Genomic DNA, 26,891 nt, shown 5'->3' with positions numbered 1-26,891 from the left:
GATGCCAGTGCAAAAACTCTTCGTGAATTATCCCTTAAAATACTAGCTCAATAACTCAATGGATTGAGCGTGGTACAAGCGATTATGAGGATCAAGCTGGGTTTTAATACGCTGTAACCTTGGGTAGTTATCTTTATAATACAGCGTTTGCCAATTAGGTAAATCAACATCTGGGTAGTTAACATAACAGCCGTCCATCACACCATCTGATTCAGGGCCATTGGGACCATACATCTTAGTGTAAAACTGCTGCATCCACTGTATATTATACGCATCTTGAAACGGTGAAAACCAGTAGGCTTGGTATTGTAACTTTAAACTCGACTGACGATGTGACACTGCCGTGTCATTTTTACCCACTGCATTAATTCTCCCTCCATATGATGAAACTTGTACAGCTGCTGCGGGGTTTATAAATGCATCTGAAGTCAACAATTCCCACAAGGTATTAATTTGAGCGACTGGAAACACATCATTCATATATGCTGATTTGTACTTAGCCCTTGCTCCCCCCGCTCCACCACCGCCGATGGTTGTTGCTACCCACCAAGGAAGCGTTAAATAACTGCCTAGTGGCTGCGGGCGCTCTACCGAACTCGGAACTAAACTAGGCCCTGCTTCTCGTTGTGGAGAAAAACTAATTTCTGCGGCTTCTAATTGAGGCGCATCAAACACGGCATTAATAAAGTCATCAATTAGCGCAGGTGTGTCACCTGCGTACGTCACCGTTAAATCCAATGTGCTGCTAGGTCCCGTTTTATTGTTCAACGTCAACGATGCATGTAAACCATTGTACTGGCTACTTACATTATTATTATCGACAAAGAATTGTGAATATCTTTGTAACAATGAAGTAAAGCTCGCATGATCTAACACTGACCACGGTACAGACAGCTGCTGAATGCTCATCATAGCAGGCACCGGCGGGAGATCTTTAAAGAAATACTTGGTGACGATCCCCATGTTTCCTCCTCCACCTCCTTGGTGTGCCCAAACAATATCGTCAGCTTGTTTACTTTCCCCTAAAAAATAACTTCGGGGGTAGTTTGCTTGCCCCCCATATTCAGCAAAGGTAATAATTTCAACCCCGACTAAATAGTCCACGGTTAAGCCATATTTTCGTGATAATGCACCAAACCCGCCTCCACTAATATGACCACCTACAGCCACATTAAAGCAAGATCCGCCAGGCAGTGTAACCCCCCATTCTTTCAAGAGGGTTTCATATGTATTCCCTAAACGTGCGCCAGCCTCTACAACATAATGCGCTCCTTGCTTATAAACTTTATCCATATTACCTAAATCAATGATATTACCCTGATCATTATCAACAAACCCTTCGTAGCAATGACCACCAGCACGCACAGTGATCCGCTTGTTATCAGACACAGCTTTCCTTGCGGCAATATAGACTTCATGAGCACTAGAGCACACCGATACCCAATCTGGTGCAGAGGTAAAACGGTAATTAGACCCCGTCAAAAAAGCGGTGTATCTGGGATCATTTGGCAATACGTAAGAGGGAGTGTAACCTTCCAACTCCTCCTGTGTTGACGAACTCGCAAAAGCAAGCCCCAAGGGGGCCGTACTTATTAAAGCCCCAGCCCCAAGAGATGATTTTAAAAATGCTCTGCGCGCATTGAGTGTGTTTTTATTTGTCATTATTTTTCCTTGTTGTTTGATAAACAAGTAAAAAATATGATCAAAATTCAGAAAAAGCGTCATTTTAGATAAAAAATGACACATTTAATTTTATTTATACTGCCCTTTGAGTATTACTCAGGTACGTCGATGGAGTTACGCCCGTTCTTTCTTTGAATACCCGATAAAATGTATTTTTATTGTTGAATCCTGCTGAAAAAGCAATATCGATAATAGATAAGCTCTGTGGCTTATTCTCTAGCATATCGAGTGCAGATGTAAGGCGATAATGATTCAACAATTCATAAAAACTCGTTTTCATATGTACATTTAACACCTCAGATAGCAAATGACTAGATACGCCAACCGCCTTAGCCAGCTTTAATAATGTCAATTCATTATCTTTAAAGAGTTCATACTCTTGAAGAGTCTCATGAATTTTTTGTGTTAACTCAGATGCTACACTTGCCTGTAATTTTAGCGTTTTAACTTTGTTATTTAAATGCTTTTTGCATCTTATATTATAGAATATCTCTGGCCGCCAAATGGAGAAAGCACTGGCCATCAACAAGTAACCACATAACGCTAAAGTCATTGAATACCACCATGCAGGCGATAAATAAACGCCTTTCAAATACAGTGAAATAATGACTATATCGTATAATGTCAGAGCACCGATCCCCGCAACAATAAAGATGAACCAATAAAATGCGGTGTTTCCATACTGCTGATGCAACGTTGTCAATTGCTGCCTTTCTTGCACTAAGATCACAGTATTAATACACAAGTATAAAAGAACTAACCCCACAAATGGAAACCATGCATATACCGTATACTCAGGACTAAAAGAAAACTTTAACGCATAAATAACAATAAAAGGTAAAAAATGTAGATAAATTAAACGGTTAATTTTCTCTGGCTTAAATACTGTGCATAAAAGCAAATATGTAATTGGCCCATAAACCAAAATCAAACACTGACTCGCCGCTAATAATAAAAATGGGATTTCCTTTAAGGCCAACTGACAATATGCACTAAGAGTTGGGATTTGCAAAAAAAGCATAAAAACAGCCAGTATTTTGTTACCAGGCCTAGACCTATGCTGTTTAGATAACAGTAATAAAAAAAGAAAAGCCCCAATAGCAATACATGCTATATAAAGTGCTTTAAATAGCTCAGTCCCAGCACCTTGCATAAATGTCTCACTCCATTAAAAAGTAACATTTACTCTACATCTATATCGCAGTTGAATACATCCATCTTTAGTCTCTGCTTCTCATTAAAACTCTAGCTAACTTGACGTTATCAATTTATGTGAACTGCCATTTCCACCAACGTATTCTCAAAACCCAATTTTTTATAAGCACTCATGGCAGCACCGTTTTCCGCGTACACATCTAAATAAAAGTCATGAATACCCTCAGCTTTTGCCCACTCAATCAAGTGCTCAATAACCACTTTATTTATTCCCTTGCCTCGATGTTCAGGTTCAACATACATAAACCCTAAATATCCATGTTTATCATGATTTAAAGACTGTTTTGACGCTCGTATCTGAACATAACCTGTCGAGATTAATTCACCTTCTAACTCAACAACCAACAACAAACTCTCATCGCTCGCAATTAAGGTTGGTAAATCATAATATTTGGCCCCCTCAACTTTAAGCGTGCTATTAAATGGTCGTTCAGCAGTAATAACAGCTTGTTCTAGCTCTTCTAATCGTAATAAATCAGCCTCTTTCGCAGCTCTGACAATCATTCCACACCTATTTGTTCCTATTTAAATACACATTCGAATGTACCATTTTTTAACCAAGAATACACCTCACAAAAAAAGCACCTAAAGGTGCTTTTTTATCTATATTATGTAGGATGACAATGGTCTTTAAAACTTACCAATGACTTTTACGGCATCAGTTACTTTGGCGCTGTCTATATAGCCAATACCCAGTGGGTTACTCGCAACAAAGTCTATCACAGCTTGATCGCTACTCAGCGGATCTGGCGGGGTGCCTTTTCCTGTAAAAATCAACTTAGACCAATAGGCTTTAAACTGACTGCTAGATTTGCCAACGACATTTTGCGTAAACGCCTTTGCCACAGCAGTGCCTTTTTGACCAACCGCTTTTATTTTGCCACCATCAGCATATGATTTTGTTTTTCCAAGATATATTTTTGAAATCATGCCTTTATCTAACGTATTATTATTATTTGGATTAACAATTACCGCAACCTCAGCACTGGTGTAAGCTGAGACACACAACAAACAGATAGAAACTAGTTTTTTCATCATCAACTCCTTAAAAGACAAGGTCAATTGCAACTGCCAATACATCAATATCTTGATCTGTTATGTCGTCGTTAAACCGACTAAGATCAATTTTAAAGGCTGCAGACGGATGAAAATCATACCGAGCCCCCACTGTGACAGTACTACTTTCTTGTTTAGCCCCTAAATATACTTGATTAGTCAGATCTTTTAATAAAGGCGCATTTGTGTTTGTCGGGTCTAATGATACTGGCACGACTGTATTATTAGGGCCAGCAATAGAAACTGGTACTGTATTTAGCCGATTTGAATCATGCTCGTCATCGTTATTTTCATAGGTTAGATGTACTGTCCAGTCATTTAACCTATAACCAACAGAGGCATAATATTGGGTTTGATCCGGTAATAAACTATCCGTAACTTCAATCTGTGTGTATTCAGCATCAAATAAGAAATTATCGTAATCAACAGAAAAACCAACGCCAAAGAAAGAGCCGTCATCCTCATCAACCAATAAATTATTTGCCTGTTGAGTTAACCCGTATCCGTTCAATGCGGCAGTGAGTCCTGCGATACTTGACGCATTTATTGTCGTATCAGCCACAATGTAAGCGGCTCGGGCACTAAACCAGTCATGACTGACCGTCCAATTAACACCCATGAGGTCGTTGAGTTCAATTTGCTCTGGAGTCGCTCCCGCAGCAGACGGCACTTTTCCTGAAAACGACCCATAAATGACTTGCATCGTAGAGTCCCAATCGCCTAATGTGGTGTTATGTAATAAATTAAGCCCTTCATATGTAGAAAAAGCAAAGTTATAGACCGATTGAGGTGGACGTACCCAACGATATGCATACCCAACATCTAAAAAGTCTGAATAACGATAAAAGGGTATACGCATTTTTCCGCCACTCACTTTCAAGTCATCATTGATTTGATAACTCACATACGCCCATTCAAACTCTGCATCAAAATCTTCATTACCACGAGCCACAATTTGAGCCGTGGCACTGAGCCCATCCTGTAAATCAGATGACAATTGCAATGCAAACATACTTTCATTTTTATACGAAATATCATCATCATAGCCATATAAACTGGTGTTATCATCAAGCGTTTGACCGGCAACGATCGAAGCAAAACCGTTGATCCTAATTTCAGCGTGTGCGCTGGAACTCATACACGCTAATCCCACGACCACAGAGAGTAATTTTTTATTCATCGCATTATTCCATATGTTATATTTTATATATCGGATCCAGTCTGAGTATAGTCGTAAAAATATGTGTCATCGGTTTATTTAACAACTTGATTTGTAAGCGATATAGGAACTTTAAAGGCGTCAGACTATACCGCGGCATTAACATTATGGGTTTGCATGGCTAACACTCCCGTAACACCTCAATATAGAGGCCTGCGTAATGCTGTAAAACTAGTCCTGACATAAGATACGTTTGTGTTCAGAGCCTCTATGAATGACTGTATAAAAGCCCAATTAAATTAATGAAAAAGGCCACAATTGTGTGGCCTTAAGCATTAATATGAGGTGAGTATGATCAGCTCAACTTTCTAAGTAGCCCCTGGGTGTTTTGTCTCATCGTATTAGCCACCATAAAATAACCTATACTGGCGACAAACAGAGCCCCGCTAACAGGTCCAAGTATCCACACATATAAATGAAGCCTACCCTCGACATCAAACAGTTGTTGTTGAATAACAAGTAAAGCAACATCACTCACAAGCGCAGCCACAAAGCCAGCAATAGCACCCAGTAAAATAAACTCATAGAGCGTAGCAAGTTTAATCAACCGTCCTTTAGCGCCGAGTGTACGCAGGATGACAACTTCTTGCATTCGTTCGGCAAGGCTTGCCTGTACTTGTGAGATCAGCACAAGTGCACCACTTACTAAGACTATCGATAACACAAAACCAATTGCGAGCGACACCTGTGCAATAATTGACTGTGCTTGCTCCAATCTACTTTTAATATCAATCATGCTCACCGTTGGGTGACGCTGCAATAACTGACTAATGCCTTTATTGTGCTCACGCTCTAACTTCGCAGCGCTGAAATACGTAACTGGGATCTTTCCTGCCATATTAGGGCTTAATATCATCACAAAATTAGGTTTTAAAGTGCCCCAATCGACGCTGCGAAAACTCGTTACCTTGGCATCAAATCGCTGCTCGTTCGCTAAAAATGAAATGGTATCTCCCAATTCTAAATCAAGCACCTCTTGCCAGCCTTCAAATACTGAAACCTCTATTTCGTCACCACCACTAAACCATTGACCATCTACTATTGCATTGCCTTCAGGCACTTCATCTAGCCACGTTAAATTTGGTTCTCGATTAACGCCTTCTCTGGCGTTTTCATCCTGCTCCTCGCCTTCTTGTTTAGAGAGACGACGCGCTAACTCCTCACCATTAACGGCATTAACGCGCGCATTAAACACCGGGTAAAATGCTTCATGTGTGATATTGTTAGCGTCAAAAAATGTGGTGATAGGTTTAATATCTTGCTCTGGAATATTAATAAAGAATGCATTAGGCGCATCTTCAGGCACTTGCATTTCCCAGTCAGAGATCATGTCATTTTTAAGTACCACCAAAAACAACATAAGCTTTATCGCCAACGCAAAGCTTATCAGCTGAATTGCATTCGCATTCGCGCGTTTTTGTAATGTAGCAATTGCCAAAGACCAACTAGACCCGGGACTTAAACCTAACTTACGGCCGAATGAGAAAAGCGCACGAGAAACCGCAAATAACACCCCAATCACAACTAAAGTTGACCCAAATAAAATCAACGTCAGTATTATTTGACCACTAAATAACCACATTAACGCAAATATAGTAAGCAACGAAGATACCATATGTATTTTGCTTACGGCCAATCTATCCCCTAAGTTTCGGCGCAACACACGCAAAGGAGGAATATCAAACAAGTCTAAAAGGGGTTTTAATGAAAACATCAGAGCACACACGACGCCAATGAATGCTGACAACAACCAAGGTTTCACGCCCGCTTCAGGTAACTCAGTGCCCATAAACTGAGCCAGATAGCTAGCGCCGATATGCTGTAATATAAAACCAAGCCCTAGCCCGATAACAATTGACACACCAGTCACTAAGCCTAGGTGCATAAGAAAAATATTACGGATCACTTGCCGACTGCCACCCAGCGTTTTCATCATTGCAACCGGATCATACTGTCGTTCACAGTAGCGTTTTGCCGACACTGCCATCGCGACAGCCGCGAGCATAATGCCAAACAAGCCAGCCAATAACAAAAATCGCTCGGCCCGTACTAAATTTTCACCTAGTGGCGACTGCCTATCTTTAATACCTTCCCAGTTTTGGTTTTCTTTTAGTTGCGGTTTCAGCCACGTATAGTAATCAGAAAGTTGCTGCTCAGTACCTGCAAATAAGAGCCTGTGAAATACTCTGCTTCCGGCTTGCACTGCCTGTGTACTCGAGACATCTGCGTAATTAAGTAAGACCCGCTTGTTACCCGCAAGAGAAAAGAAAGGTGCATCAGGCTCATTAACAAGCACTTTACTCACCTTAAACTGCCCTGCACCTAATTCAACGGTATCGCCGACCTGGACATTAAGGGTATAAAAAAGCCCTTCGCTTAACCATATTGCTCCCCCTTGTGGCCCACCTCGTACCTCATAAGGTAAACCTTCTAAATTGTCCTTTATTGTTACCATGCCACGTAATGGGTACTTTTCACTTACCGCCTTAATTGAACCCAAGACCAATTCATCATTAGCAAATAACATGGAGTCAAAGAACAACAGTGATGCCGTTTCTAGCCCTTCCTGATTTGCAATATCAAGATAGTTTTCTGTAAATTCATGATTACTCGATAAACGCCTATCAGCAGCAATAAAATCACTGGTTTTTTTCTCAATATTCAGTCCGATACGCTCTGTAACAGACGATAAACTAAATACCGTTAAGACCGCTAATGCTATCGCTGCAAAAATGATAGTCAGCTCACCACGGCGAAACTCGCGTGCAAACAACCTAAACGCTAACTTAACCCACATTAATCGCACTCCCTTCGCTGATCAGCTCTAGTTTGCCACCTTCAATATGAATGATTCTTTCACATTGCTGCGCTAGCTGTTCATCGTGTGTCACCAAAATCAGCGTTGTCCCATTTTGTTTATTTAAGTCAAAAAGTAAACGCTCTATTAAATGGCCATTTTTACTGTCTAAGTTGGCAGAAGGCTCATCAGCAAACAATATCTTAGGAGACCCTATAAAAGCGCGTGCGATAGCAACTCGCTGCTGCTCCCCTCCAGATAGCTGAGAAGGATAATGCGCCAACCGATGCGACAAACCAACCTTCTCTAAAAGCCCAATAGCTTGCTCTTTCGCATTTTTATCGCCCGCCAATTCAGCAGGCAACATTACATTTTCCAGTGCGGTCAAACTTTGCACCAACATAAATGACTGAAATACAAATCCCACCTTTTCAGCTCGAATACACGCGCGCTGCTCTTCATCCAGTTTACTCAGTGCGTCGCCATCAAGGTGGATCTCGCCCTCAGTTGCAACATCTAGCCCAGCCAGTAGACTCAGTAAAGTAGACTTACCCGAACCTGACGCACCCACAATAGCAACCGACTCTCCTGACTTGACAGAAAAATTAATTTCGCTAAGGATAGTAAGGTCCCCTTCGAGGGTACTCACTCGTTTGGTTAATCCTTCGACCTGAATTACATTTAATTGAGAAAGTACTGACATGACTCGTTTGTTCCTAAATCTATTGGTTATTAGTATCTTACTGCTTTTGCCATTTACTAGCACTGCGAAAGACAGAATAATGCTCATTGGTGACAGCTTAAGTGCTGGGTATGGCCTTAAACAAGACCAATCATGGGTTAATTTGTTACAAAATAAATACGTTGAAGAAAAAAAACCGATCGAAATAATTAATACCGCTATCAGTGGACAGACAACCGACAATGCATTATTAAAAATTGACACTTGGTTACAAGTTCACCAGCCAAGCCATGTATTAATCGAACTGGGCGGTAACGACGGTATTCGCGGGTTTCCTATCAAGCTGCTGAAAAAGCACCTGACTGAACTCGTCAAAAAAAGTACGCAAGCTGGTGCGACAGTCGCACTGATGGAAATCCAAATACCACCAAATTTAGGGCCTAGATATACTTCAATGTTCACCAATAGCTATCATAGCGTTGCTAAACAGACGGGGGCTTACTTTATGCCTTACTTTATGACCGAGGTGGCAGTTGATAAAACACTCATGCAAAACGACAATTTACACCCTAATGCCAAGGCTCAGCCGATAATCCGAGATTTTATGGATATAGAAATAGATAAATGGTTGAAAAGTATAAAATGATGGGAAATGTAAAGCTGTAGGAAAATTTAAAGTAATAAGGAAGGTTAAGGTGACAGGGAGATTTTAACGTAGGGTATTATAAACGCAAAGCCTATCAAACTAGGTTAGATGGTTTGAATGCTTTGCGCTTACTCACGCTAAAAGCTGATTAGCTTTTAGCTGTTAGCCATTTAATAAAGCTACGTGCATCGCCCGTTGAGGCAAACCGTGTATTTTTCATTCCTGTTTTGTCCGCATAAACAACCGTACTTTTATTAACAGAAATAGACTGCACCGGATGTGCAATTTGGATCATCGATCCATTGTATTCATATGACATAGAAAACTCACAATAATATGTGTTCAGCCTCAATATGCTGAACGAATTTAGTATAAGCTTAACTACAGTTTTGACGATATTCCGACATGTTAAACATGTTTAAGAGGACTTTACTTTAGCAACGAGATTTCGAGTCTTGCTTTTGGTCGCCGTACAATAATTCAGCTTCGTTTTTTTAATGCTGGCTTACTGGATCAGGGTAAGAAAGGACATTACACATGGTTATAAAACCAAGAGGAGAATACTATCACCCTTAATTCGCCAGCGCAACTAAAAAATACAAAAACCCCAAAGCACAATTTAAGCGCCCAAATTACCTTTTACCAGCTTACCTATGTGATATGGAAACACTTACGCTCTTTTTCAAGATCAAAAAACAAATATTAAACAATAAAGTAAAGCATTAGCTAACATAAAAACTGCATCTACACGCGTCGCAGCCCAAATTCTAGGCCTAATCTTACGTATAACTTATCCAATGTTAACGATCATAGTCGATGGATTGTGCGACAACGCAAAATTGTCTAATTTAGCGAGTGGTGTACTTCGGATTTGAATTCGCGAATAACGAATTAGATTAATATAAGGCTGTAGCTGTTTATCTTAAATCAAGGGTAAACTTAAAAAAGGCCACCAGCCTTTATCTTCTATATGCGGCGACCGTCTAGTTAGTGAAGAAATCACATAGATAATACCTTTTCTGGTATTGTACGTTCATCTGGCTAATTTAACTAAAAAAAGCATATTCACCGTCAGTCAATCTTTTGATAAAAACATAATAATCTATAGGTATTTATTGATGCATAAACCCAAAATAACTATTCACTATTGCGTATTGTGCCAATGGCTGCTTCGCAGTGCTTGGCTCGCTCAAGAGCTACTCTCAACTTTCTCAGATGACATAGCGGAGGTAGCTTTGGCTCCTTCAACTAAAGGGACATTTAAGATCTATTACAATGAAACCTTGATTTGGTGCCGCGAACAAGACGATGGATTCCCTGAAGCAAAAATACTGAAGCGCCGAGTTCGAGACCAATTAGACCCGAATAGAATGCTTGGACATATTGATAGTTAGTAGGTATAAAGTATTAATTGAATACTAATGTAGTATTGTTTTAGTTGTATTTATAAAACAATATAAAATATCGTTAAGCGCTAATATAATTACTTTTCACGTTTACATCCCGATTTTGTAATGAATATGTTATGCTGAAAAAAAATAAAAAAGGGTACGTGCCCAACAGGGTATGATAATTTTCATGATATATAAATTTAATGACTTTGAGTTTGATTGCGACAACCTCATTCTCTTTAACTCAGGGAAGAAGTTCTCAATAAAAGAAAAACATGCACAAATGCTCGCAATATTGCTGCTTGATACAGAAAAAATTCATAACAAAGCCGAGCTGCTGCAAAAAGTATGGCCTGAAAAAAAAGTATCTGATCAAATGGTATTTCAAAGCATTGGGCACTTACGCGCATTGTTTGGTGATGATGCGGTCAAAACCTTCTCAAGAAAGGGGTACCAATGGCAACTACCGCTAGAGCAAGTAGCCAAACAAGGTGACACCCCAACACCGGTAGCATCACCCAATAAAACAATAGTACAAAACGCAGACAGCGCCGCCTCTAGCGAAACCTCATCACCAAATGCGCCTTGGTTTAAACGTGCGCTAGGTAAGATACAAAAAAAGTTTGGTTACTAATAGGTGGCCAAACTGACCTATAACGCCGCCCCTATTGTCATTCTAACCCCACGCCATCTTCCTGTCTTTCGAGTATTGTTGACAGTGCGTCGTCCATTTTATTAATAAAATCGTTTTTGAAAGGAAATTTATCATTCCCCTCTTTTAAATATCCTATATGTGCCGTGCGCCGTAATATTGTTTTATCTTCTACAAAGCTACCAGTGTCAATGTCAGGGTGAGAGCGCTTCATATTGTTTATTCCTATCAGCGTCGATAGCCTATCATTAATATAACAATCAATGCGCTTTTTCCCCAATTTCAAAATATTTGCTTTTGTATTTTTATTTTCCCATACCTTTATTTTACCCCGTTTCTGCGCTTCCATAAGTGCCTCATCTAAAATCATAAATCCAGTATTAAGGCCAACATTTACGGGGGGATCAGTGACAGCTCTTGAAAGAACATCCATTAAAGTAAAGCCTTTATTACAAAATGCGACAACAACTTCTTCTTGTAACGCAACAGAGTAAGGCCAAATGAAAGGCCTTTTCTTCATGTGTATGTAGGGGGGCATCAAAGCAAAAGCCTCTCCTTGCTCTAAAGCCGCGACCCCTCTTTTCCATGGTACTGGCTGTAAGTCAATTTTATAGGTGTCCCTAAGCAAATATGCCGCTTGTTTGACCAAATCAACGTAAATACCATATAAGCTACCATCACTTAGATATGAATAAGGCGGGTAACTATCATCAACTAAAATAGTTACCTTTTGCAGCTTTGGACTTTTCTCAACTTGGCCAAAACTGTGGGTGTTAAACAACCACAAAAAACAAATCCATATGTACAGCGTAACCCTAGCTATCATTACTCATACTGCCATTTAGTGCTGAAGTCATATCTAAACCCTATAGAAATTGAGTCAAAGTCATTGTTATTTTCAAATGATTTCATTAAATACTCTACATGCAAGCGTAAAGAATCAACAGGCAGCCATTCTAAGGTCAGATTGTATCCATCAAAACTTTGGTTCCTGGGATCCGATTGAGTGTGGCCGTCATCAAAATTGAAATACCCTGTTTTAACTTTATAGTGTTGTGATAACTTATAAGCCATTGATAAATCAAAAGTATGTCCATCGCGATCACCACTTAAATAATCATATTCCCTACCTTGGTATGCAACGGCAGCGTAAAAGCCATTGTTAAATTGGTACGCGAGCGCACCAGACCATAGTGTACTATCACCCTGTAGTTGATCTTCTTCATAATCAGTATGATGCTGGTATGTGACAGCAGCATGTAAGCCATTATTATCATAACTTAGCCCTGTATTAATTAGATCTGCTTGGTTATCCCCCGCTTCACCATCAAATTTCCCTACAGCAATAAATGTGAGTGGTCCTGTTTCATATCGGTAAGTTACAAGGTTATCAACGAAAAAAATGCTTTCAGGATCATATGCAAATGGACTGGCGCCATGATTAAATATATCAACGTACTCAGCAATAAATAAATACTGAGCAGGCCGCTGCTTACCAATACCAAAACGCCCAAAAGGCGTAGATAGCGCAGTGTAAGCTCGCCGAGATCGTCCAAAATTACCTTCGTTTGATAAATCGATACTCCATTCACCATGTAATTCCGCCGTCCACCCATGTTGGAACTCATACATCGCTTGTATGCCTGCATGTGATAAGGCATCTCTTACATCAATATTACTGGTTCCCTGATCATCTAATATACCAAGAGTGGGACGCACTGTTGCGTAAACACGTACATCTTTTTGCAATGTAGGTTTTGCCTGATTTTCTGTACCCTCAACGATAGTTGGTTGTCGAGGCGGACTGTCTACCAGTTTTTCCGATGCCTGCTGTGACATAAGGCGGGCTTTCAGTTCAGTCAGTTGCGCCTCTAATGCACGTATATCAGCCATTGTTACTGGTTCAGAAGCCAACCCGCACGTGCTAAAAAATAACACCGAGAGTAGGCTAGACGTAAGAAATGAGCGTTTGAAAGTTTTCATATTGTTCACAGTTTAGGGTTGCGAATAACAGAATTATAGTCAACACTTTAGACACTTGAGTGTTTTTTAACTAGCGGTAGAAATTATAATGAAAATCCGTACTAAGTTTTCCGTTGCTTCTGCGCTCGTCATTTTAATCATCATTTGCGTGACCACCTTATCCACTTACTGGTTCGTGAGTGATTCGATGAAAAATAAAACGCGTGCTTATGTGACTGACAATGCCGCCTTACTGTCCATTAGTATTGATAATTGGTTAGCCTCTAAGGCAAATCAAATAGATTTGGTTAAAAGCCAACTAGAGCAGGATTTTAGTACTCTAAAGTTTCAGAATGCACTTAATACCCCCTATTTCAGCAGTTCTTTTTTACTCGCATTTGGTACTTTAGAAACGGAAATGGGTTTGCGTTCAAATAACCCCAATCGACAAAACCCTCCAGGCGTTGATTTTAAACAGCGGCCTTGGTATCAGCTAGCTAAAGACAAAAAAACAACGGTATTTACTAGTCCTTATACAGATGCAGCAACCGGAGATTTATTACTTTCAGTGGTATCCCCAATTAACACGGCAGCAGGTTTTTCTGGCGTAATTGGTGGTGATTTAAGCTTAGATACCATTGCGAAAACCGTGAATGCAGTAAACTTTGATAACACCGGCTATGCGTTTATCGTAGACCGAAATGGTACTATCATTTCGCATCAAGAAAGTGATTACAATGGCAAAAACGTTAGCAGCTTATACCCAGGCCTTACCACAAATAATATCGATGAACTGATCGAAATTGATACCCAAGACGGTAAGAAGATATTTTACCTGCATGAGTTACAAAACGCGTTTGGCACCAATTGGTATCTTGCAGTGTTAATGGACAAATCACTCGTGTACAGCACCTTAACCGATATCACCATAAACTCCTTGGTGATCGCTGTACTCGCCATTTTATTCGGGGCGATACTGATGAGAAGTCTGGCTATTCATTTGCTCAAACCACTACGAGATCTAGAACAAACAATCACAACCATGGCCAGTGGGGGCGGAGATTTAACACGCCGTTTAGAAATTATCAATAAAGATGAGTGCGGAACAGTCGCAAGGCAATTTAACCGCTTTTTGGAGTCTTTACAGTTATTAGTAAAAAGCGTTAAAGATCGTGCTGATTTGGTTGTAAGTAGTAGTGATGAAGCCAAAGAGCTGTCAACACAATCAACACAAAGATTAGATCAGCAAGTCAGTTTAATTGAAAGCCTAGCAACGGCTATGCACGAAATGAGCACAACGTCTTCAGAAATCGCCAGCAGTGCGCAGCAAGCTGCAACATCAATTACACAAGTAAACGAAAAAACGGAACAGGGGCAAGATGTATTCAATCTCGCCCGCTCACATATTACTGACTTAGCTGATGAAATATCAAAGTCACATGAATTGAGTACACAATTGGCTGAATACAGCAAAAGTATAGAAAATATTCTCTCTGTTATTAATGGTATTGCCGAGCAAACTAACTTACTCGCGCTCAATGCTGCGATAGAAGCAGCCCGTGCAGGGGAACAAGGCCGAGGCTTTGCTGTTGTGGCTGATGAGGTACGATCTCTGGCATCAAAAACCCAAGAATCGACAACAGAAATTAAGTCTATGATTGGCCAAATTCAAGTCTCTTCTAGCCAAGTTCAAAATGCAATGGGAGCCAGTAGAGAAAAAACACAGTCTTGTGTTGAACAAACCGAACAAGCTACGCTTATGCTGAGTGATATATCAGAATCTGTAAAAGAGATAATGGACCGAAATATTCAAATTGCCACGGCAATTGAAGAGCAAAGTGTGGTAATTGAAGAAATAAACAAAAATACCAGCCATATTAATGATATCAGTGTAGAGGTAGGAAGTTTTGCTGATAAACAGTTTACCGCAAGTGGTCAACTGGCAAATCATGCACACGAGCAGGAAGGTCTGCTATCAAAGTTCACTTTATAAACTCTAACATCCAGCACTGTTAGTGCACCACGATGTGTTTATTAATAATAGCTGATAAACACATCGTCATTTGTTACCTTTTTGACGGCTCCTACACTTTACCAATACGGCCTCTTTTTCTCGTTCACTGTATGTGTGCCATGACAATATTTCGTCTAGCATTCTAAAGCAGCCTATACATCGCTCATGACTATCCAAACAGCAATGACGAATGCAAGGTTGTTCTATCGTTGGTGTGAGTATATCTGACCGGTTTTGTTTTGAAAAAGCCATTTCATATAACTGAAAGGTTTAATTAAAGTATATAAAGCATGGACCAGAACAATGCGCATTACAACATTCTATACCTAAACACTACGCTGTGTTTTGGCTTGGCTTAATCGTTAAACTGAAGTTCAGATGATCAGTGCACCACGCAAGGTTTATCATAAAGCGACTGCTCTTTCGACATATGCAATACAAAATACGACAGTATAGCCCCCCTTCACAAGCCCACCTACTAACGGGATAAGTGCAAAAGCGCCTCTGTATTAATCATCGATACACAGCGCGCATAACGATACGATTAAAGTTTTTTTAATAGCCGAAATGATGATATTACATACTGAGACTCTACAACACGGTATAAATTAAGTAGACTATAGCCTAAGGTAAAATAATAATATAAAGGAATAAGAATGCGTCTTAAATTATGTTCACTGGTATTGTTAGCAACTTCTACTTTTGCTGCCAATGCCAAAAATGATTTAACAGGGGTTGTGAGTGAAGTACATACCCGTTCTGGTAACTCAGACGGCGATCACTCAATATATTTTCGCTTAAAAGTTGATAATGAACGTTCTACATTTGCTAATTGCCTGAGCGAAGGCACCACAGTAACTTGGCATCTAAACCCTCAATCTGTGGTATTCCAACAGCAATATAATTTGGTAATGCGCTCATATACGGAACAATTGCCAGTTCGTGTTAGTGGCCAAGGTGATGTCTGTAACTCAACACATATTAGCAGTGATAAAGTATTTGAGTTAAGCCCAAGTCATTGGGACCACTTACTAAACCGTTCAAAAGCGGCTGAAACCAACCAATAGTGGAGTAACCTACCGCTTATTTTCAGTCTCTATAAAAAGCTTATCGAGCCCAAACACATCACGTTTTGGCTCGACATTGAATATGAAACACTTCTTAATGGCTTAGCGCATACCCACCTTTTAGATGCCCGACATGCTTAAACCCCAGCCGTGCTAACGCATTCGCCGCAACATGTGAACGACTACCGCTACGACACACTAAGATCAGCTCTTGGTCCATCTTGGTATGATGCTGCGCAATAAAGTTGGCTAAACGCGTCAAAGGCACATTTGTTGAAAAGGATTGGTCGTGGTTGAGCGCATACTCATGCGGCTCTCGAATATCAATGAGAGTGGCATCGCTATGTTGCTCTATATGCTCTGCAAGCGCCACACTATCGTATTCACTCACCCGCACCTTTTGACAAGACTCTACAAAGGCGCCACACATGATCTCAGCGCCCTGTTCATCATCTATATGTAAATCGAGCGATGTCTTTGCTTTAACGAAATTGGCGGATGATATATTGCCCTCAATAGCCTGCTGTAGCAATGCATTACGGCTCATCTCCGCGTCAAAAGTCGTCACAAACTCATTGTGATAGTCATGACTTGGGCACAACAAGCCTTGTTTATCTGTAATTTTAGCAAGGTTTCTGAGGCTATAATACATCGCTGAAGCATCACTGGTAGCGAAGTTTGTTCTACCTAAGCTGCCCATTAAGATCAAATCACCACAAAATGTAAACTCTGGAACCACCTTTTCTTTGAGCAATTGTGATTTATCACATAGTACAAGCGAAATACTATCCGCTGTATGACCAGGGGTGCTCAACTTTACTAAACATCGCTCACCTAGTTCGATATAACTCAACACTTTTTCATTTATTGCGATACCAGCGCAATGTGTTGGCCACCCTAAAGGATCGCAATTCTGCTCACTGAGGTGTGCTTGCGCTAAACCAACCCTACCCGAAACATGGTCTGCGTGGCCATGTGTGTCTATAGCCGCGACTAATGACAACTTTTGGCATTCAAGTATCGTCAATAATCGCTCCTGGACCTCGACTAGGGGGTCAATAACAATCGCTTTACCACTTTGCCGATCAGCATATAACCAACAACAGCTGCCACCTGCTTTGAGTTGTAATAACCCATCTAACTCTTCTCTTTCGTGGGAGACGCCATTAATATCGACCAAGCAACTATGCCCTAAGGCCTGCGCACAATGCTGTATTCTGTCACATGCATCTGCAATTTGTTGTTGTGTGACCGCTGGGCCAAATGACATTCTAATGGCTGATTCACTGCGCCAAGGCGCTAACCCCATTGCATCTAATACAAAACTTCGAGTTACCTTTGAGCTACATGCAGAACCAGAGCTTACACGCATATTTGCCGCATCAAATAAATCCATAATTTCTTTTGATGTAAAGCCTGGGATCGCAAAGTTTAATGTCGTGGGTACGCTATTCTCAAAGTTATGATTGAATACAACCGTAGGAAAAGCATTTTTCAGCGCTACAGACAACTGAGAACGGAACTCACTTAGCACCTGAGTACAAGAAAAAGCGCCGTCACCTTGTCCCAGTAACTCATCAAAAATTACATTCAATGCGGCTAACCCAGGCAAGTTCTCAGTGCCAGAGCGTAACCCCCCCTCCTGGCCACCACCCGCTATAAACGGGGTAAATGGGGCATCCTCTCTAATATAGACAAACCCAATACCTTTAGGACCATATAATTTGTGACCACTAAACGGTGCATAGTCTATCGTCGTAGCAGCTAATCCTAAGTGAGTTTTTCCTAATGCCTGTACACAATCGACCATCCAATAAACGTCAGGGTTATGAGTACGAATAGTCTGTTCGAGGAGTGATAAATCTTGGTAAACACCCGTCTCATTATTGACAGCCATGGTACAAATCATGAGTGCATCTGGGACCTCTTTAGCAATGAACTCCATATCAAGTTTACCCTGTTCATCTACCGGGATGGCTTTAATGGCCGCATTAACTTCTAAAATACGATTCCAATGTTTGAGAGATTCAGGCACCGCTTTGTGCTCGGTCGCGCCGTACAAAATTGAATAACTTTGTCCTGCTTTCATACTTGCTTTGGCCGCATATAGTGCAGACAAAATACCGGTTTGAATGCCTTCGGTGGCACCACTGGTGAAAATAACTTGCCCAGCACCTGCGCCTAACACTTTCATAGCTTTGCATCTGGCCTGATCCATAACCTGTTTGGCTTGCAACCCACTAGTATGGCTACTGCTCGGATTACCAAACATTGTTTCCATCATTTTCACTGCAGCCGCTGCAGCGCTTGGTAATACAGGTGTCGTTGCATTGGCATCTAAGTAAATTTGTTTCAATACTGCAGGGTTATCCATGATCAGGCCTTCACTTTTAAAACACTAAATTTATATAGGCACTGACCTATATAACAAAAAAGAATAAGTAATTACTTTATGTAATATTAAGGAGTTTCCGAATCATATTCAAGTTTTAAATTTAATCAGTTCAGAAAAATGTCACACCAATTTTAGCTTGAGTATATTCATAAAAACCGCCGCTAAAAAAGGCACAAGAGGAAAGGTGTAAACATAAGAATACAAAAAACACCATAAAAGTTACATTTAAGTTAACCTTGTGTTTGTTTTATTCTCAATTCGTGATAATAATTTGTTTACTTTTTAACCACGACAACATGTAAAGGAAATAATATGCGTAAATTAAGTTCATTAACGCTAGCAATATTAACTGGGCTATCTAGCCAAGCTTTTGCCGCTCAAATGATAGAAGTCGACCAAGCTAAAGCCATCGATAACAAATATATCGTCGTCTTTGATGCGCCAAAGATTATCGATAAAACGGATAAAAAAGCGGTGGCAGCTTATATTGCACAACAAACCAAAATTCTGAGTAACCAGTATAATGTCACTGTCGAAAGGGAGTTTGGTACTGCACTTAACGGCGTGTTAGTTGACGCATCTAAAAAGCAGATCCACACCTTACTTTCAAACCCAAATGTCAAATATATAGAACAAGACCAAATCGTGTCAGTGACACCGCTTATTGATACCAAAGCTGACCAAGGTAATGCAATTTGGGGTTTAGATCGTGTTGACCAAACGGACTTACCATTAAACTCTAATTACCATTATGATTATGACGGTAGTGGAGTCACTGCCTACGTTATCGATACTGGCGTGCTGATCAGCCATAATGAATTTGGTAATAGGGCGAGCCATGGTTATGATTTTATCGATAATGACAACAACGCCACAGACTGTAATGGTCACGGCACACACGTAGCTGGTACGGTGGGCGGTAACAGCTACGGCGTAGCAAAAAACGTGAATGTTGTTGGGGTACGTGTACTTGGCTGTAACGGCTCAGGATCAAACTCTGGCGTAATTGCAGGCATAAACTGGGTTAAAAATAACGCATCAGGTCCTTCTGTTGCTAACATGAGCTTAGGCGGCGGTGCATCACAAGCCACTGATGATGCAGTAAACAATGCCGTTGCATCTGGCATTAGCTTTGTTGTAGCGGCGGGTAATGACAACCGCAGCGCTTGTAATTACTCGCCTGCTCGCGCAGCCAATGCTATTACGGTTGGTTCAACCACAAGCAGTGATGGCCGTTCAAGCTTCTCCAACTACGGTAACTGCCTTGACATTTATGCACCTGGTTCAAGTATAAAATCTGCTTGGTACAACTCAAACTCAGCAACCAATACCATCAGTGGTACATCAATGGCATCTCCACACGTTGCAGGCGCGGTTGCTTTATACCTTGACCAAAACCCAAGCCTAAGTCCTTCGCAAATTGACAGCCTACTCAGTCAAAGAAGCTCTAAGAATAAAGTGTCAGATGCCAAATCAGGATCGCCAAATGAGTTACTCTACACTCTAGGCACAGTTCAACCACCACCGCCGCCGCCTCCTGTTACAGAGCTTACTAACGGCCAAGCAATCAGTGCCAGTGGTGCAAATGGCTCAGAAACCATGTATAAAATCTCAGTACCAGCAGGCAGTACATCCCTTGCGATTGATTTAAGTGGTGGAACAGGTGATGCTGATTTATATGTTCAAGTTGGTCAGCAGCCAACCCTAAACAGCTATAACTGCCGCCCTTATAAAACAGGGAACACTGAGTCTTGTAGTTTTGCCAACCCAGCCGCAGGCGATTGGTATGTAATGTTACATGGATATAGCCAATATTCAGGTGCTTCATTAAAAGCAACATTTGACTCTCAAGGTGGATGTGGCAGTAATTGTTTAGATAATGGTGTACCTATCAGCAATATCTCTGGCGCACAAAACCAAGAACTATTTTATACCATCGAAGTACCGGCAAATGTGAATTTGAGCGTTACCACATCAGGTGGTAGTGGTGATGCGGATTTATACGTTCGCAAAGGTACCAAACCAACAACGAGCAATTATGATTGTCGACCTTTTAGAAATGGAAACAGTGAAAGCTGTAGCCTAAACTCGGGTCAAGGCGGTACATATCATATTATGCTTAGAGGCTATTTAGCCTTCGCAAATGTCAGTTTAGTGGGTCAATATTAATCTGTACCATGCCTTAGAAATAAGGTCAGCACACATCCGTGCTGACCTTTGACTGTATTGCTTTGCAAGGTAAAGCAATCTATCTTGCGTCCTAGCTACAACAGACTAGTTCACCTGACTTAACCGCTCATGCATCTTTGTCTTCACTATTCATAAAGCTACAATTTTACACAGTTCATCACCGGAATTTACACGCAAAACCCTTACAATGCCCACCGTACTAATTCACACCAATGAGATTAAAATTTTGACCGTGCTAACGCATCTATCAACTGTATTACAACACCTGACGCAGAATACCCGCGTATAGGCGTTACTACTTGTTAGCAAGCCGCTTAGCACTGGTAATAATCAACTACTCCTTTAATACAATTGGTATAGACACTCATGCTCATTCATATTTAAACGGATATAAACCATATGAAGCTCACACACCTTGCAACACCATTACTCAGCTGCGTATTAATCGCTTGCTCATCTGAAGATTTAGAAACAGCCAACTTTGGTTCTGATTTAAACAAAAACCATTATAACTACGTTAATGCCACACAATATGAGGTTAAATATCATACTGCAAACACTGAGTTAAATGGTGATGAACGAGATGCCACTAAAGACAAATACTATATTGCAACACTTGCAAGGAACGCGGAACCAAAACGTATTGAGCACGAACATAATGTGAATCGACAGATTAGCTTCTATGCTCAAGCACTCAATAACAATGGGAATGATCGGCAGATTAAGTATAAAGTTAAGCAGGATCAAGATTACCATGTCATTGCTTGGCAAGATAATTCTAAAAGTTTAATGCTCACATTACTAAAACAGCAAACTAACAATAAAGATGATCACTTTGCCCTTCGCTTTCTCTCTAATGTGGATCAAACTATCACCGTTAATAATAAGCCACTAAGTGTGGCCAAAGGCGCGGTTAGCAGTTGGCACTCCCTGCAAAATTGTACCTCCGACCTCAAGCTTAACGGTCAACCTGTAGAATTTTGTAATGCTTCATTTAATAACTCGTATACGTTAGTGATCAATAACCAAGAAATTGAAGAAATAATTACAGAGTAAGCACAAAGCTAGGGCATAAAAAAGTATGGCGCTGTGTAGTACTTAGCGCCATTAAACGTTACCTTTAATTGAAAACGAAAAAATAAATATGATTAAGTGTAACGAGCAGATACAAGCATGTAAAAAAACACTATGCCAGCCTATTAAATCAGTTACATACCAACCACTTTTTTCAAATGGGTTGCTAAACGCAAATCCACTCGAGAGTTTGGTGCCGCTATATCAATTAACGCATTATCAAAATCACCTTTACTAAAATGGTCATAAATATTATTTGATAATGCATATGGCTCGCTCGGCATGCCAGTAAATGGGAATATCATACGATCTAACCCTCCATCACTGTCTTCATCATGGATCACATTAATTGCATAGCGCCCTGCGGGAACATTTTCGAACACCACCAATGTGTTTGGTACTGATGGTGTGACCACTTTTTTTAAGTAAAACTTGGCATTTGGATCATTAATATTCAAATCATCATGATAATCACCGCTATTGTCATGCACCAACACAATTAACTGCCCATCCGTATTCTGCACATTAGAAATAGTAACACTAAGGTGCGTCGGGAGGCCCACTTCATCATTCACACTGGTATAGCTTGTTGACTGGCATCCCGTTAATAAAGTGAGCCCAGCTAAGGTGGCAACAAGTATTTTAAACATCGTATTTCCTTTACGTTATTACACTCAAAACACATTACCATAGCAAATACACGTTAATACGCTTTCTAAGCAAACAAATTTGTTAAAAACTGTACGCGTAAAAACAATTTAAAAATTCAGCTGATGTATACACAATCGAATAACTTAGTTGCACCACTCCCCCAACTATTCATCAGCAATATAGGTAGGTTCAGCATTGTCAGTGAGCATTGAGTCTCGAACATTCTTTTGTACTGTGATCGCGGCAAATCCGCTCAGGAGAAATGCCATTACATAAAAACCTTTTTCACTTAACAAAAGTTCAGCATTATACAAACCCACACTCAGCAACCCAATTGCAGCAATTACGGCTACCCAACACATGATTAGGTATGGTTTAGATATACTTTGCCCCTCTACTTTGTCGCGCACGGTTTTTTGCAAAGAGACAAATGAAAACAAGCCAAATAGCAAGATTGAAAAGTAATATCCTTTTTCATTTAATGGCATAGTGGCATTCATTAACCCGACTAAAAACCCCAAAACACCCACTAACAAAGCAAAAATTGCAGCAAACTTAAACGCTTTGGTTGGTTTATATATATTCATAAAAATACTCCTGCTGTTAATTTAAAATCCTGTTAAATCAGAACTGCAGTATTAAAATTGTGCACAAATAAGTCAACCACACTCATAAAAGAGTAATAATACTTCCCTAAAAGTATCGTAAAACTATACTTTATTATTTACTTGCGATAAAACGCGCCAACGCATCAACCATATGATCAAAGTAAGGATTGAAAGTTAGACGCTGAATTGCGGGATAAGCCTGCAATGCGTGAGCTGTCGTTTCACCTATCATTGGGTTCTGCGTCGTTTTACATGTTCGATAATGCTCTGTGCCAAATACATGTTCGCAGTTTCGATAAACCCCTTGCCAGCCATAGTGTTGATTATTTGGTGCATTAGTAAGCGCGGTGTGTGCAATTCCTATAAGCGCATCACAATAATCACCATGTGTACATAATCCAGGTTTTATCACATTGATTGAACTAGGTAAAACCGGTTGCTGTGCCTTATCAGCATAGTAAATCAGGGTATCTTTATACTGTGTTTTACGCATGCTTTTGTTATGCCAATGTTCAAGCAAACGTAAGGTACTTTTTGTCTCAATGGTTTGATCAACGTCAGATGCTACAACGAACAAAGGAATATCAGGCGTATCAGTTAAATTAGCAGGCTGAATACGCTGCATCAAAGAGTATATTTGTGCAGCAGCATTAAATGGAAAAGATTCATATTTGGCAAAATCACTGTCTGTACTTTCATCCATATAATCTTTGAACCAAGCCACATATTCTGCTGCCCATGCCATACTCGCCTTAGCTTGACTCGCTGGTGACCATAACATAAGGCCTTTTATCTGCGCTTTTTGTTCTAAGCTAATGCTTTGCTGGTTTAAATAGTCAATTAATAAAGCACCGCCTGTTGAAAAGCCCCCTAAATACACCGTGTCAAAGTCTTCCAGCATCGATTGCACACCGTATTCAGTGGCAGCTCGCCACTGCGCGTGTGATACATCAACCAAAGCAGAGGGCGCAGTACCATGGCCTGGTAACAGTAAAGTACGTACCGTAATGCCTTGCTTTAAAAATGATGAGGCTAAATCATGAAATATGAACGGTGAATCAGTTAAACCATGGATCAATAGTACCCCGCGTGTATCGTGTTTTTTCTCCGTATTACTTTTGGCCTGCATACGCGGTTCAACCTGAAATGGTGCAATTAAATCAATCACCTTGAGGTCACGACCTCCGTATAATTGATCGCTAATTGGCGTGGTTATTGGACACGGTAAATGCGCTTTCGGGTTCTCAGCTAAGATTTTTTTACGTTGATGCGCAATATACTCTGAAAAAGCCCCTTGTGTTGAGAAGTCAAATTCATCGGTTATCGTCAAAGCCTGTCGATAACGGCCTTTTTCTGCAACAGCCTCAGCCTTCGTAACATGCTGGTTAATTGATACACAATCTTCTACATTTTTGTGAGGAAGTGCCAGACTTCCCCCTGACATAAGCAAAGATCCCATGAAAGTCATGACCCTAGATAGGCTATTCATCACTACTCCTTTTAAATTGTTCAAATAAAGACGGCTCCCATGGCCGCATCGCAAATAACAAGCCCATATGCTTTCGCGCATGCAAAGGCAAATTTGCGTCTTCCTGATTTAAAATAGCTGACTCTTTGGTGAGCTGATTAAGCTTGCGTTGAATAATTTCAATAGAGGACTGTGAATACCTACCACGTAAATAAAAACGAAAGCTATTAGGCTCATCAAACTTGCTCGCCATAAAGCGATGCAGTACTTCTTGCTCCATAAAGCGTTCCAGTGGACCATTCTTCAGCCACCGAAAGTCCTGCGCTATAAGCAATTTATAATGGTTATTCGGTAACAATTGAATCAACTTTATTTTATCTAAGCGCGCAAAAAGTCTGATCAATTCAAATTGATCAAGGTCGTAATATTTTATAATGTCGTCAAAGTCCCATGCATCTCGGGCGCATACCGCGACCAAAAGCAGTTTTGGGTTATCTATCAGCTCTTGCTCTTGTTCTAATGTAAGCTGTGTCAATTGATTTTGTTGCTTCTCAGAAATGGCAAATAAGTCAGATAAGCTCATTTGCAACAAATTACAGATCTGTTCAAGGCGCTGTAACGTGAAGCTTTGATTAGAAAAAATACGCTTAATATTGGCTTCACTCATCTCTAGATGCGCGGCAATATCTTTGTACGTCAACTTATGCTGTTTGAGTACCGCCTTTAATGTGTCACTGACTAAAGCTATCTGACTCATGCCATGCTTATCCATGTAAGTATATTTTTTGTATACCTTAAGTTGTTTTTTATAATACATCAAGCAAAGTGGTTTATCTTTTTGATACCCTCATTTAAGTTAGTGGCAACTTAATTAAAGGGATATATAAATGAACAAGCAAATAAAAATGTTAGGCCTTGCGTGTACTTTTTCTTCACTAACTGTTGTTGCAGAGTCTGCATCAAACCATGGCAGTCAAGCCAGTAAATACTCGGCATTGGCTTTAGGGCATAGTTCAGTTGCATCTGCACAAGTAGCAAGTGGTGTTGTAGCGGTGCCACTACTGATTGTAGGTAGCACAGCATCATTATCGTATGCTGCAGCTGAGGTCTTGCTCGATGCTGCCAGTGGCCAAACTCACCAAAGCACAGTTCAACAAAAGACGCCTCTGAACATTACGAACATAACTATCACTGCAGACAGGGCACCGAATGAAATGATCAATGATAGAAACGAATGATCTATCGTTGTATTTTTGGAGGTTATATGTATAAAAAAGTCACGATTTCATGCGCTATGCTTAGCTATTCTCTCTTTACACAAGCAGGGAGTGAACAACATCGAGCACCTCAATTTACCACTGAAAAAATAGCTTCATTTGCCAAAAGTGTTGAACACTACGCTGCTGAGCAAGGTGCTCGTGCTTTTATAATTGGCCGTTTAGGACAACCAAAGAGTGAGTTACCACAAGGTTTTCAATTTACCCATACAGCCATTGCCATCTACTCACAAATAGAACTAGAGGATGGCAAAAAGGTAAATGGTTATGCTATTCATAATTTATATCAACAAGACGACAATGCCAATGTAAGTCAATTAGTCACCGATTACCCCGTCGATTTCTTCTGGGGAGTCCATGCACTAAAGGCGGGTATTGTGATCCCAACACCAGCGTTACAACAAAAACTAATCAGAGCGATTATCAATGGACAAAACAAAACAGTCCATAACCCCAATTACTCACTCATCGCTAACCCATTTAACAACCAATATCAAAATTGCACAGAGCACACATTGAACGTAATAAACGCAGCTATATACCAAACGGATAATATGGCAAAGCTCAAAGTAAATACCACTGCCTACTTCAAAGCACAGCCGGTGGCAGTAAGCAGATTTAAACTTGCTTTAGGAAATTGGTTTGCTGATGGGCTCAGTACCGATGACCATCCTAAAAAAGTTGCCACGGCTAGCTTCACGAGTATTGCTAACTATTTAAAAGAATACGATTTATTAGACAGCGCCGTGATTTTTGAGCAGAAAAAAACAGTACCCTTACTACCATCATCATGAGAGCATTTAACTACCCCTTTCATAGAGTGATAGATTTATACTATGAAAGG

The 26,891-nt window shown here is 40.4% G+C and carries 25 protein-coding genes; 9 read left to right on the top strand and 16 right to left on the bottom strand.

Annotated features, from left to right (window positions below):
• Positions 1-42: 42 nt before the first annotated feature.
• The 7 genes from BGP78_RS18440 to BGP78_RS18410 form a co-directional block, all read right to left on the bottom strand.
• Entirely contained in the window at positions 43-1,662 is a 1,620-nt protein-coding gene (locus tag BGP78_RS18440) for an FAD-dependent oxidoreductase (RefSeq protein WP_182912328.1), read from the bottom strand.
• A 94-nt stretch (positions 1,663-1,756) separates the two neighbouring features.
• Positions 1,757-2,704 carry a helix-turn-helix transcriptional regulator gene (locus BGP78_RS18435; RefSeq protein WP_182912327.1) on the bottom strand — a complete coding sequence of 316 codons (948 nt, stop codon included), beginning with the start codon at positions 2,702-2,704 and terminating at the stop codon, positions 1,757-1,759.
• A gap of 242 nt (positions 2,705-2,946) precedes the next feature.
• Complete coding sequence (locus BGP78_RS18430) at positions 2,947-3,402, bottom strand: GNAT family N-acetyltransferase (RefSeq protein ID WP_119862759.1); 456 nt, start codon at positions 3,400-3,402, stop codon at positions 2,947-2,949.
• A 126-nt stretch (positions 3,403-3,528) separates the two neighbouring features.
• Positions 3,529-3,933 (bottom strand): phosphate ABC transporter substrate-binding protein, encoded by a 405-nt coding sequence (locus BGP78_RS18425; RefSeq protein WP_119862758.1) that lies wholly within the window; start codon positions 3,931-3,933, stop codon positions 3,529-3,531.
• Positions 3,934-3,943: 10 nt separating this feature from the next.
• Entirely contained in the window at positions 3,944-5,134 is a 1,191-nt protein-coding gene (locus BGP78_RS18420) for a porin (RefSeq protein ID WP_119862757.1), read from the bottom strand.
• A gap of 334 nt (positions 5,135-5,468) precedes the next feature.
• Complete coding sequence (locus tag BGP78_RS18415) at positions 5,469-7,970, bottom strand: ABC transporter permease (RefSeq protein WP_119862756.1); 2,502 nt, start codon at positions 7,968-7,970, stop codon at positions 5,469-5,471.
• On the bottom strand, positions 7,960-8,673 hold the full coding sequence (locus tag BGP78_RS18410; protein WP_119862755.1) for an ABC transporter ATP-binding protein: 714 nt from the start codon (positions 8,671-8,673) through the stop codon (positions 7,960-7,962). Before BGP78_RS18410 ends, BGP78_RS18415 begins: the two co-directional genes overlap by 11 nt.
• On the opposite strand from BGP78_RS18410, the gene BGP78_RS18405 reads away from it, so the two are divergent.
• The gene (locus BGP78_RS18405) at positions 8,672-9,298 is read left to right on the top strand and encodes an arylesterase (protein WP_119862754.1); all 627 of its coding nucleotides are present in this window, start codon (positions 8,672-8,674) and stop codon (positions 9,296-9,298) included. The genes BGP78_RS18410 and BGP78_RS18405 overlap by 2 nt on opposite strands.
• A gap of 148 nt (positions 9,299-9,446) precedes the next feature.
• On the opposite strand, the gene BGP78_RS22710 is transcribed toward BGP78_RS18405, so the two are convergent.
• Entirely contained in the window at positions 9,447-9,617 is a 171-nt protein-coding gene (locus BGP78_RS22710; RefSeq protein ID WP_169727616.1) for a hypothetical protein, read from the bottom strand.
• A gap of 799 nt (positions 9,618-10,416) precedes the next feature.
• Between BGP78_RS22710 and BGP78_RS18400 the strand changes: the two genes are divergently transcribed.
• Both BGP78_RS18400 and BGP78_RS18395 read left to right on the top strand, forming a co-directional pair.
• Positions 10,417-10,692 (top strand): SelT/SelW/SelH family protein, encoded by a 276-nt coding sequence (locus BGP78_RS18400; RefSeq protein ID WP_119862753.1) that lies wholly within the window; start codon positions 10,417-10,419, stop codon positions 10,690-10,692.
• A 184-nt stretch (positions 10,693-10,876) separates the two neighbouring features.
• The gene (locus BGP78_RS18395) at positions 10,877-11,323 is read left to right on the top strand and encodes a winged helix-turn-helix domain-containing protein (protein ID WP_259386377.1); all 447 of its coding nucleotides are present in this window, start codon (positions 10,877-10,879) and stop codon (positions 11,321-11,323) included.
• Between the two features lie 37 nt (positions 11,324-11,360).
• Here BGP78_RS18395 and BGP78_RS18390 read toward each other — a convergent pair whose 3' ends face one another.
• Positions 11,361-12,128, bottom strand: a complete 768-nt coding sequence (locus tag BGP78_RS18390; protein WP_259386375.1) for an ABC transporter substrate-binding protein — start codon at positions 12,126-12,128, stop codon at positions 11,361-11,363.
• Between the two features lie 38 nt (positions 12,129-12,166).
• Positions 12,167-13,324 (bottom strand): porin, encoded by a 1,158-nt coding sequence (locus tag BGP78_RS18385; protein ID WP_119862750.1) that lies wholly within the window; start codon positions 13,322-13,324, stop codon positions 12,167-12,169.
• Positions 13,325-13,412: 88 nt separating this feature from the next.
• Between BGP78_RS18385 and BGP78_RS18380 the strand changes: the two genes are divergently transcribed.
• Complete coding sequence (locus BGP78_RS18380; RefSeq protein WP_119862749.1) at positions 13,413-15,296, top strand: methyl-accepting chemotaxis protein; 1,884 nt, start codon at positions 13,413-13,415, stop codon at positions 15,294-15,296.
• 66 nt (positions 15,297-15,362) lie between these two features.
• Here BGP78_RS18380 and BGP78_RS23060 read toward each other — a convergent pair whose 3' ends face one another.
• Complete coding sequence (locus BGP78_RS23060) at positions 15,363-15,458, bottom strand: hypothetical protein (RefSeq protein WP_404936057.1); 96 nt, start codon at positions 15,456-15,458, stop codon at positions 15,363-15,365.
• 515 nt (positions 15,459-15,973) lie between these two features.
• Here BGP78_RS23060 and BGP78_RS18370 point away from each other — a divergent pair.
• Entirely contained in the window at positions 15,974-16,384 is a 411-nt protein-coding gene (locus tag BGP78_RS18370) for a hypothetical protein (protein WP_119862747.1), read from the top strand.
• Positions 16,385-16,478: 94 nt separating this feature from the next.
• On the opposite strand, the gene BGP78_RS18365 is transcribed toward BGP78_RS18370, so the two are convergent.
• Positions 16,479-18,758, bottom strand: coding sequence for an aminotransferase class V-fold PLP-dependent enzyme (locus BGP78_RS18365; protein WP_119862746.1), 2,280 nt, complete (start codon positions 18,756-18,758; stop codon positions 16,479-16,481).
• 333 nt (positions 18,759-19,091) lie between these two features.
• Between BGP78_RS18365 and BGP78_RS18360 the strand changes: the two genes are divergently transcribed.
• Positions 19,092-20,948, top strand: coding sequence for a S8 family peptidase (locus BGP78_RS18360; RefSeq protein WP_119862745.1), 1,857 nt, complete (start codon positions 19,092-19,094; stop codon positions 20,946-20,948).
• Positions 20,949-21,368: 420 nt separating this feature from the next.
• On the top strand, positions 21,369-22,025 hold the full coding sequence (locus BGP78_RS18355; protein ID WP_119862744.1) for a hypothetical protein: 657 nt from the start codon (positions 21,369-21,371) through the stop codon (positions 22,023-22,025).
• Between the two features lie 152 nt (positions 22,026-22,177).
• Here BGP78_RS18355 and BGP78_RS18350 read toward each other — a convergent pair whose 3' ends face one another.
• From BGP78_RS18350 to BGP78_RS18335, 4 genes are all read right to left on the bottom strand, one after another.
• Entirely contained in the window at positions 22,178-22,693 is a 516-nt protein-coding gene (locus BGP78_RS18350) for a DUF2141 domain-containing protein (RefSeq protein ID WP_119862743.1), read from the bottom strand.
• A 165-nt stretch (positions 22,694-22,858) separates the two neighbouring features.
• Positions 22,859-23,281: an inner membrane protein YiaA gene (yiaA, locus tag BGP78_RS18345; protein ID WP_119862742.1), complete on the bottom strand. Its 423-nt coding sequence runs from the start codon at positions 23,279-23,281 to the stop codon at positions 22,859-22,861.
• Positions 23,282-23,414: 133 nt separating this feature from the next.
• The gene (locus BGP78_RS18340; RefSeq protein WP_182912326.1) at positions 23,415-24,791 is read right to left on the bottom strand and encodes a carboxylesterase; all 1,377 of its coding nucleotides are present in this window, start codon (positions 24,789-24,791) and stop codon (positions 23,415-23,417) included.
• Positions 24,784-25,527: a helix-turn-helix transcriptional regulator gene (locus BGP78_RS18335; RefSeq protein WP_119862802.1), complete on the bottom strand. Its 744-nt coding sequence runs from the start codon at positions 25,525-25,527 to the stop codon at positions 24,784-24,786. Before BGP78_RS18335 ends, BGP78_RS18340 begins: the two co-directional genes overlap by 8 nt.
• Before the next feature lie 130 nt (positions 25,528-25,657).
• Here BGP78_RS18335 and BGP78_RS18330 point away from each other — a divergent pair, with 130 nt between their 5' ends.
• Both BGP78_RS18330 and BGP78_RS18325 read left to right on the top strand, forming a co-directional pair.
• The gene (locus tag BGP78_RS18330) at positions 25,658-26,008 is read left to right on the top strand and encodes a hypothetical protein (RefSeq protein WP_119862740.1); all 351 of its coding nucleotides are present in this window, start codon (positions 25,658-25,660) and stop codon (positions 26,006-26,008) included.
• A gap of 26 nt (positions 26,009-26,034) precedes the next feature.
• Positions 26,035-26,841 carry a DUF2145 domain-containing protein gene (locus tag BGP78_RS18325; protein ID WP_119862739.1) on the top strand — a complete coding sequence of 269 codons (807 nt, stop codon included), beginning with the start codon at positions 26,035-26,037 and terminating at the stop codon, positions 26,839-26,841.
• The last annotated feature ends 50 nt before the right edge of the window (positions 26,842-26,891 follow it).

Origin of the sequence: Pseudoalteromonas sp. MSK9-3 (assembly GCF_003590335.1) — a bacterium.
Classification (GTDB): Bacteria; Pseudomonadota; Gammaproteobacteria; order Enterobacterales; family Alteromonadaceae; genus Pseudoalteromonas.
This window is presented reverse-complemented; position numbering and strand designations above follow the sequence as displayed.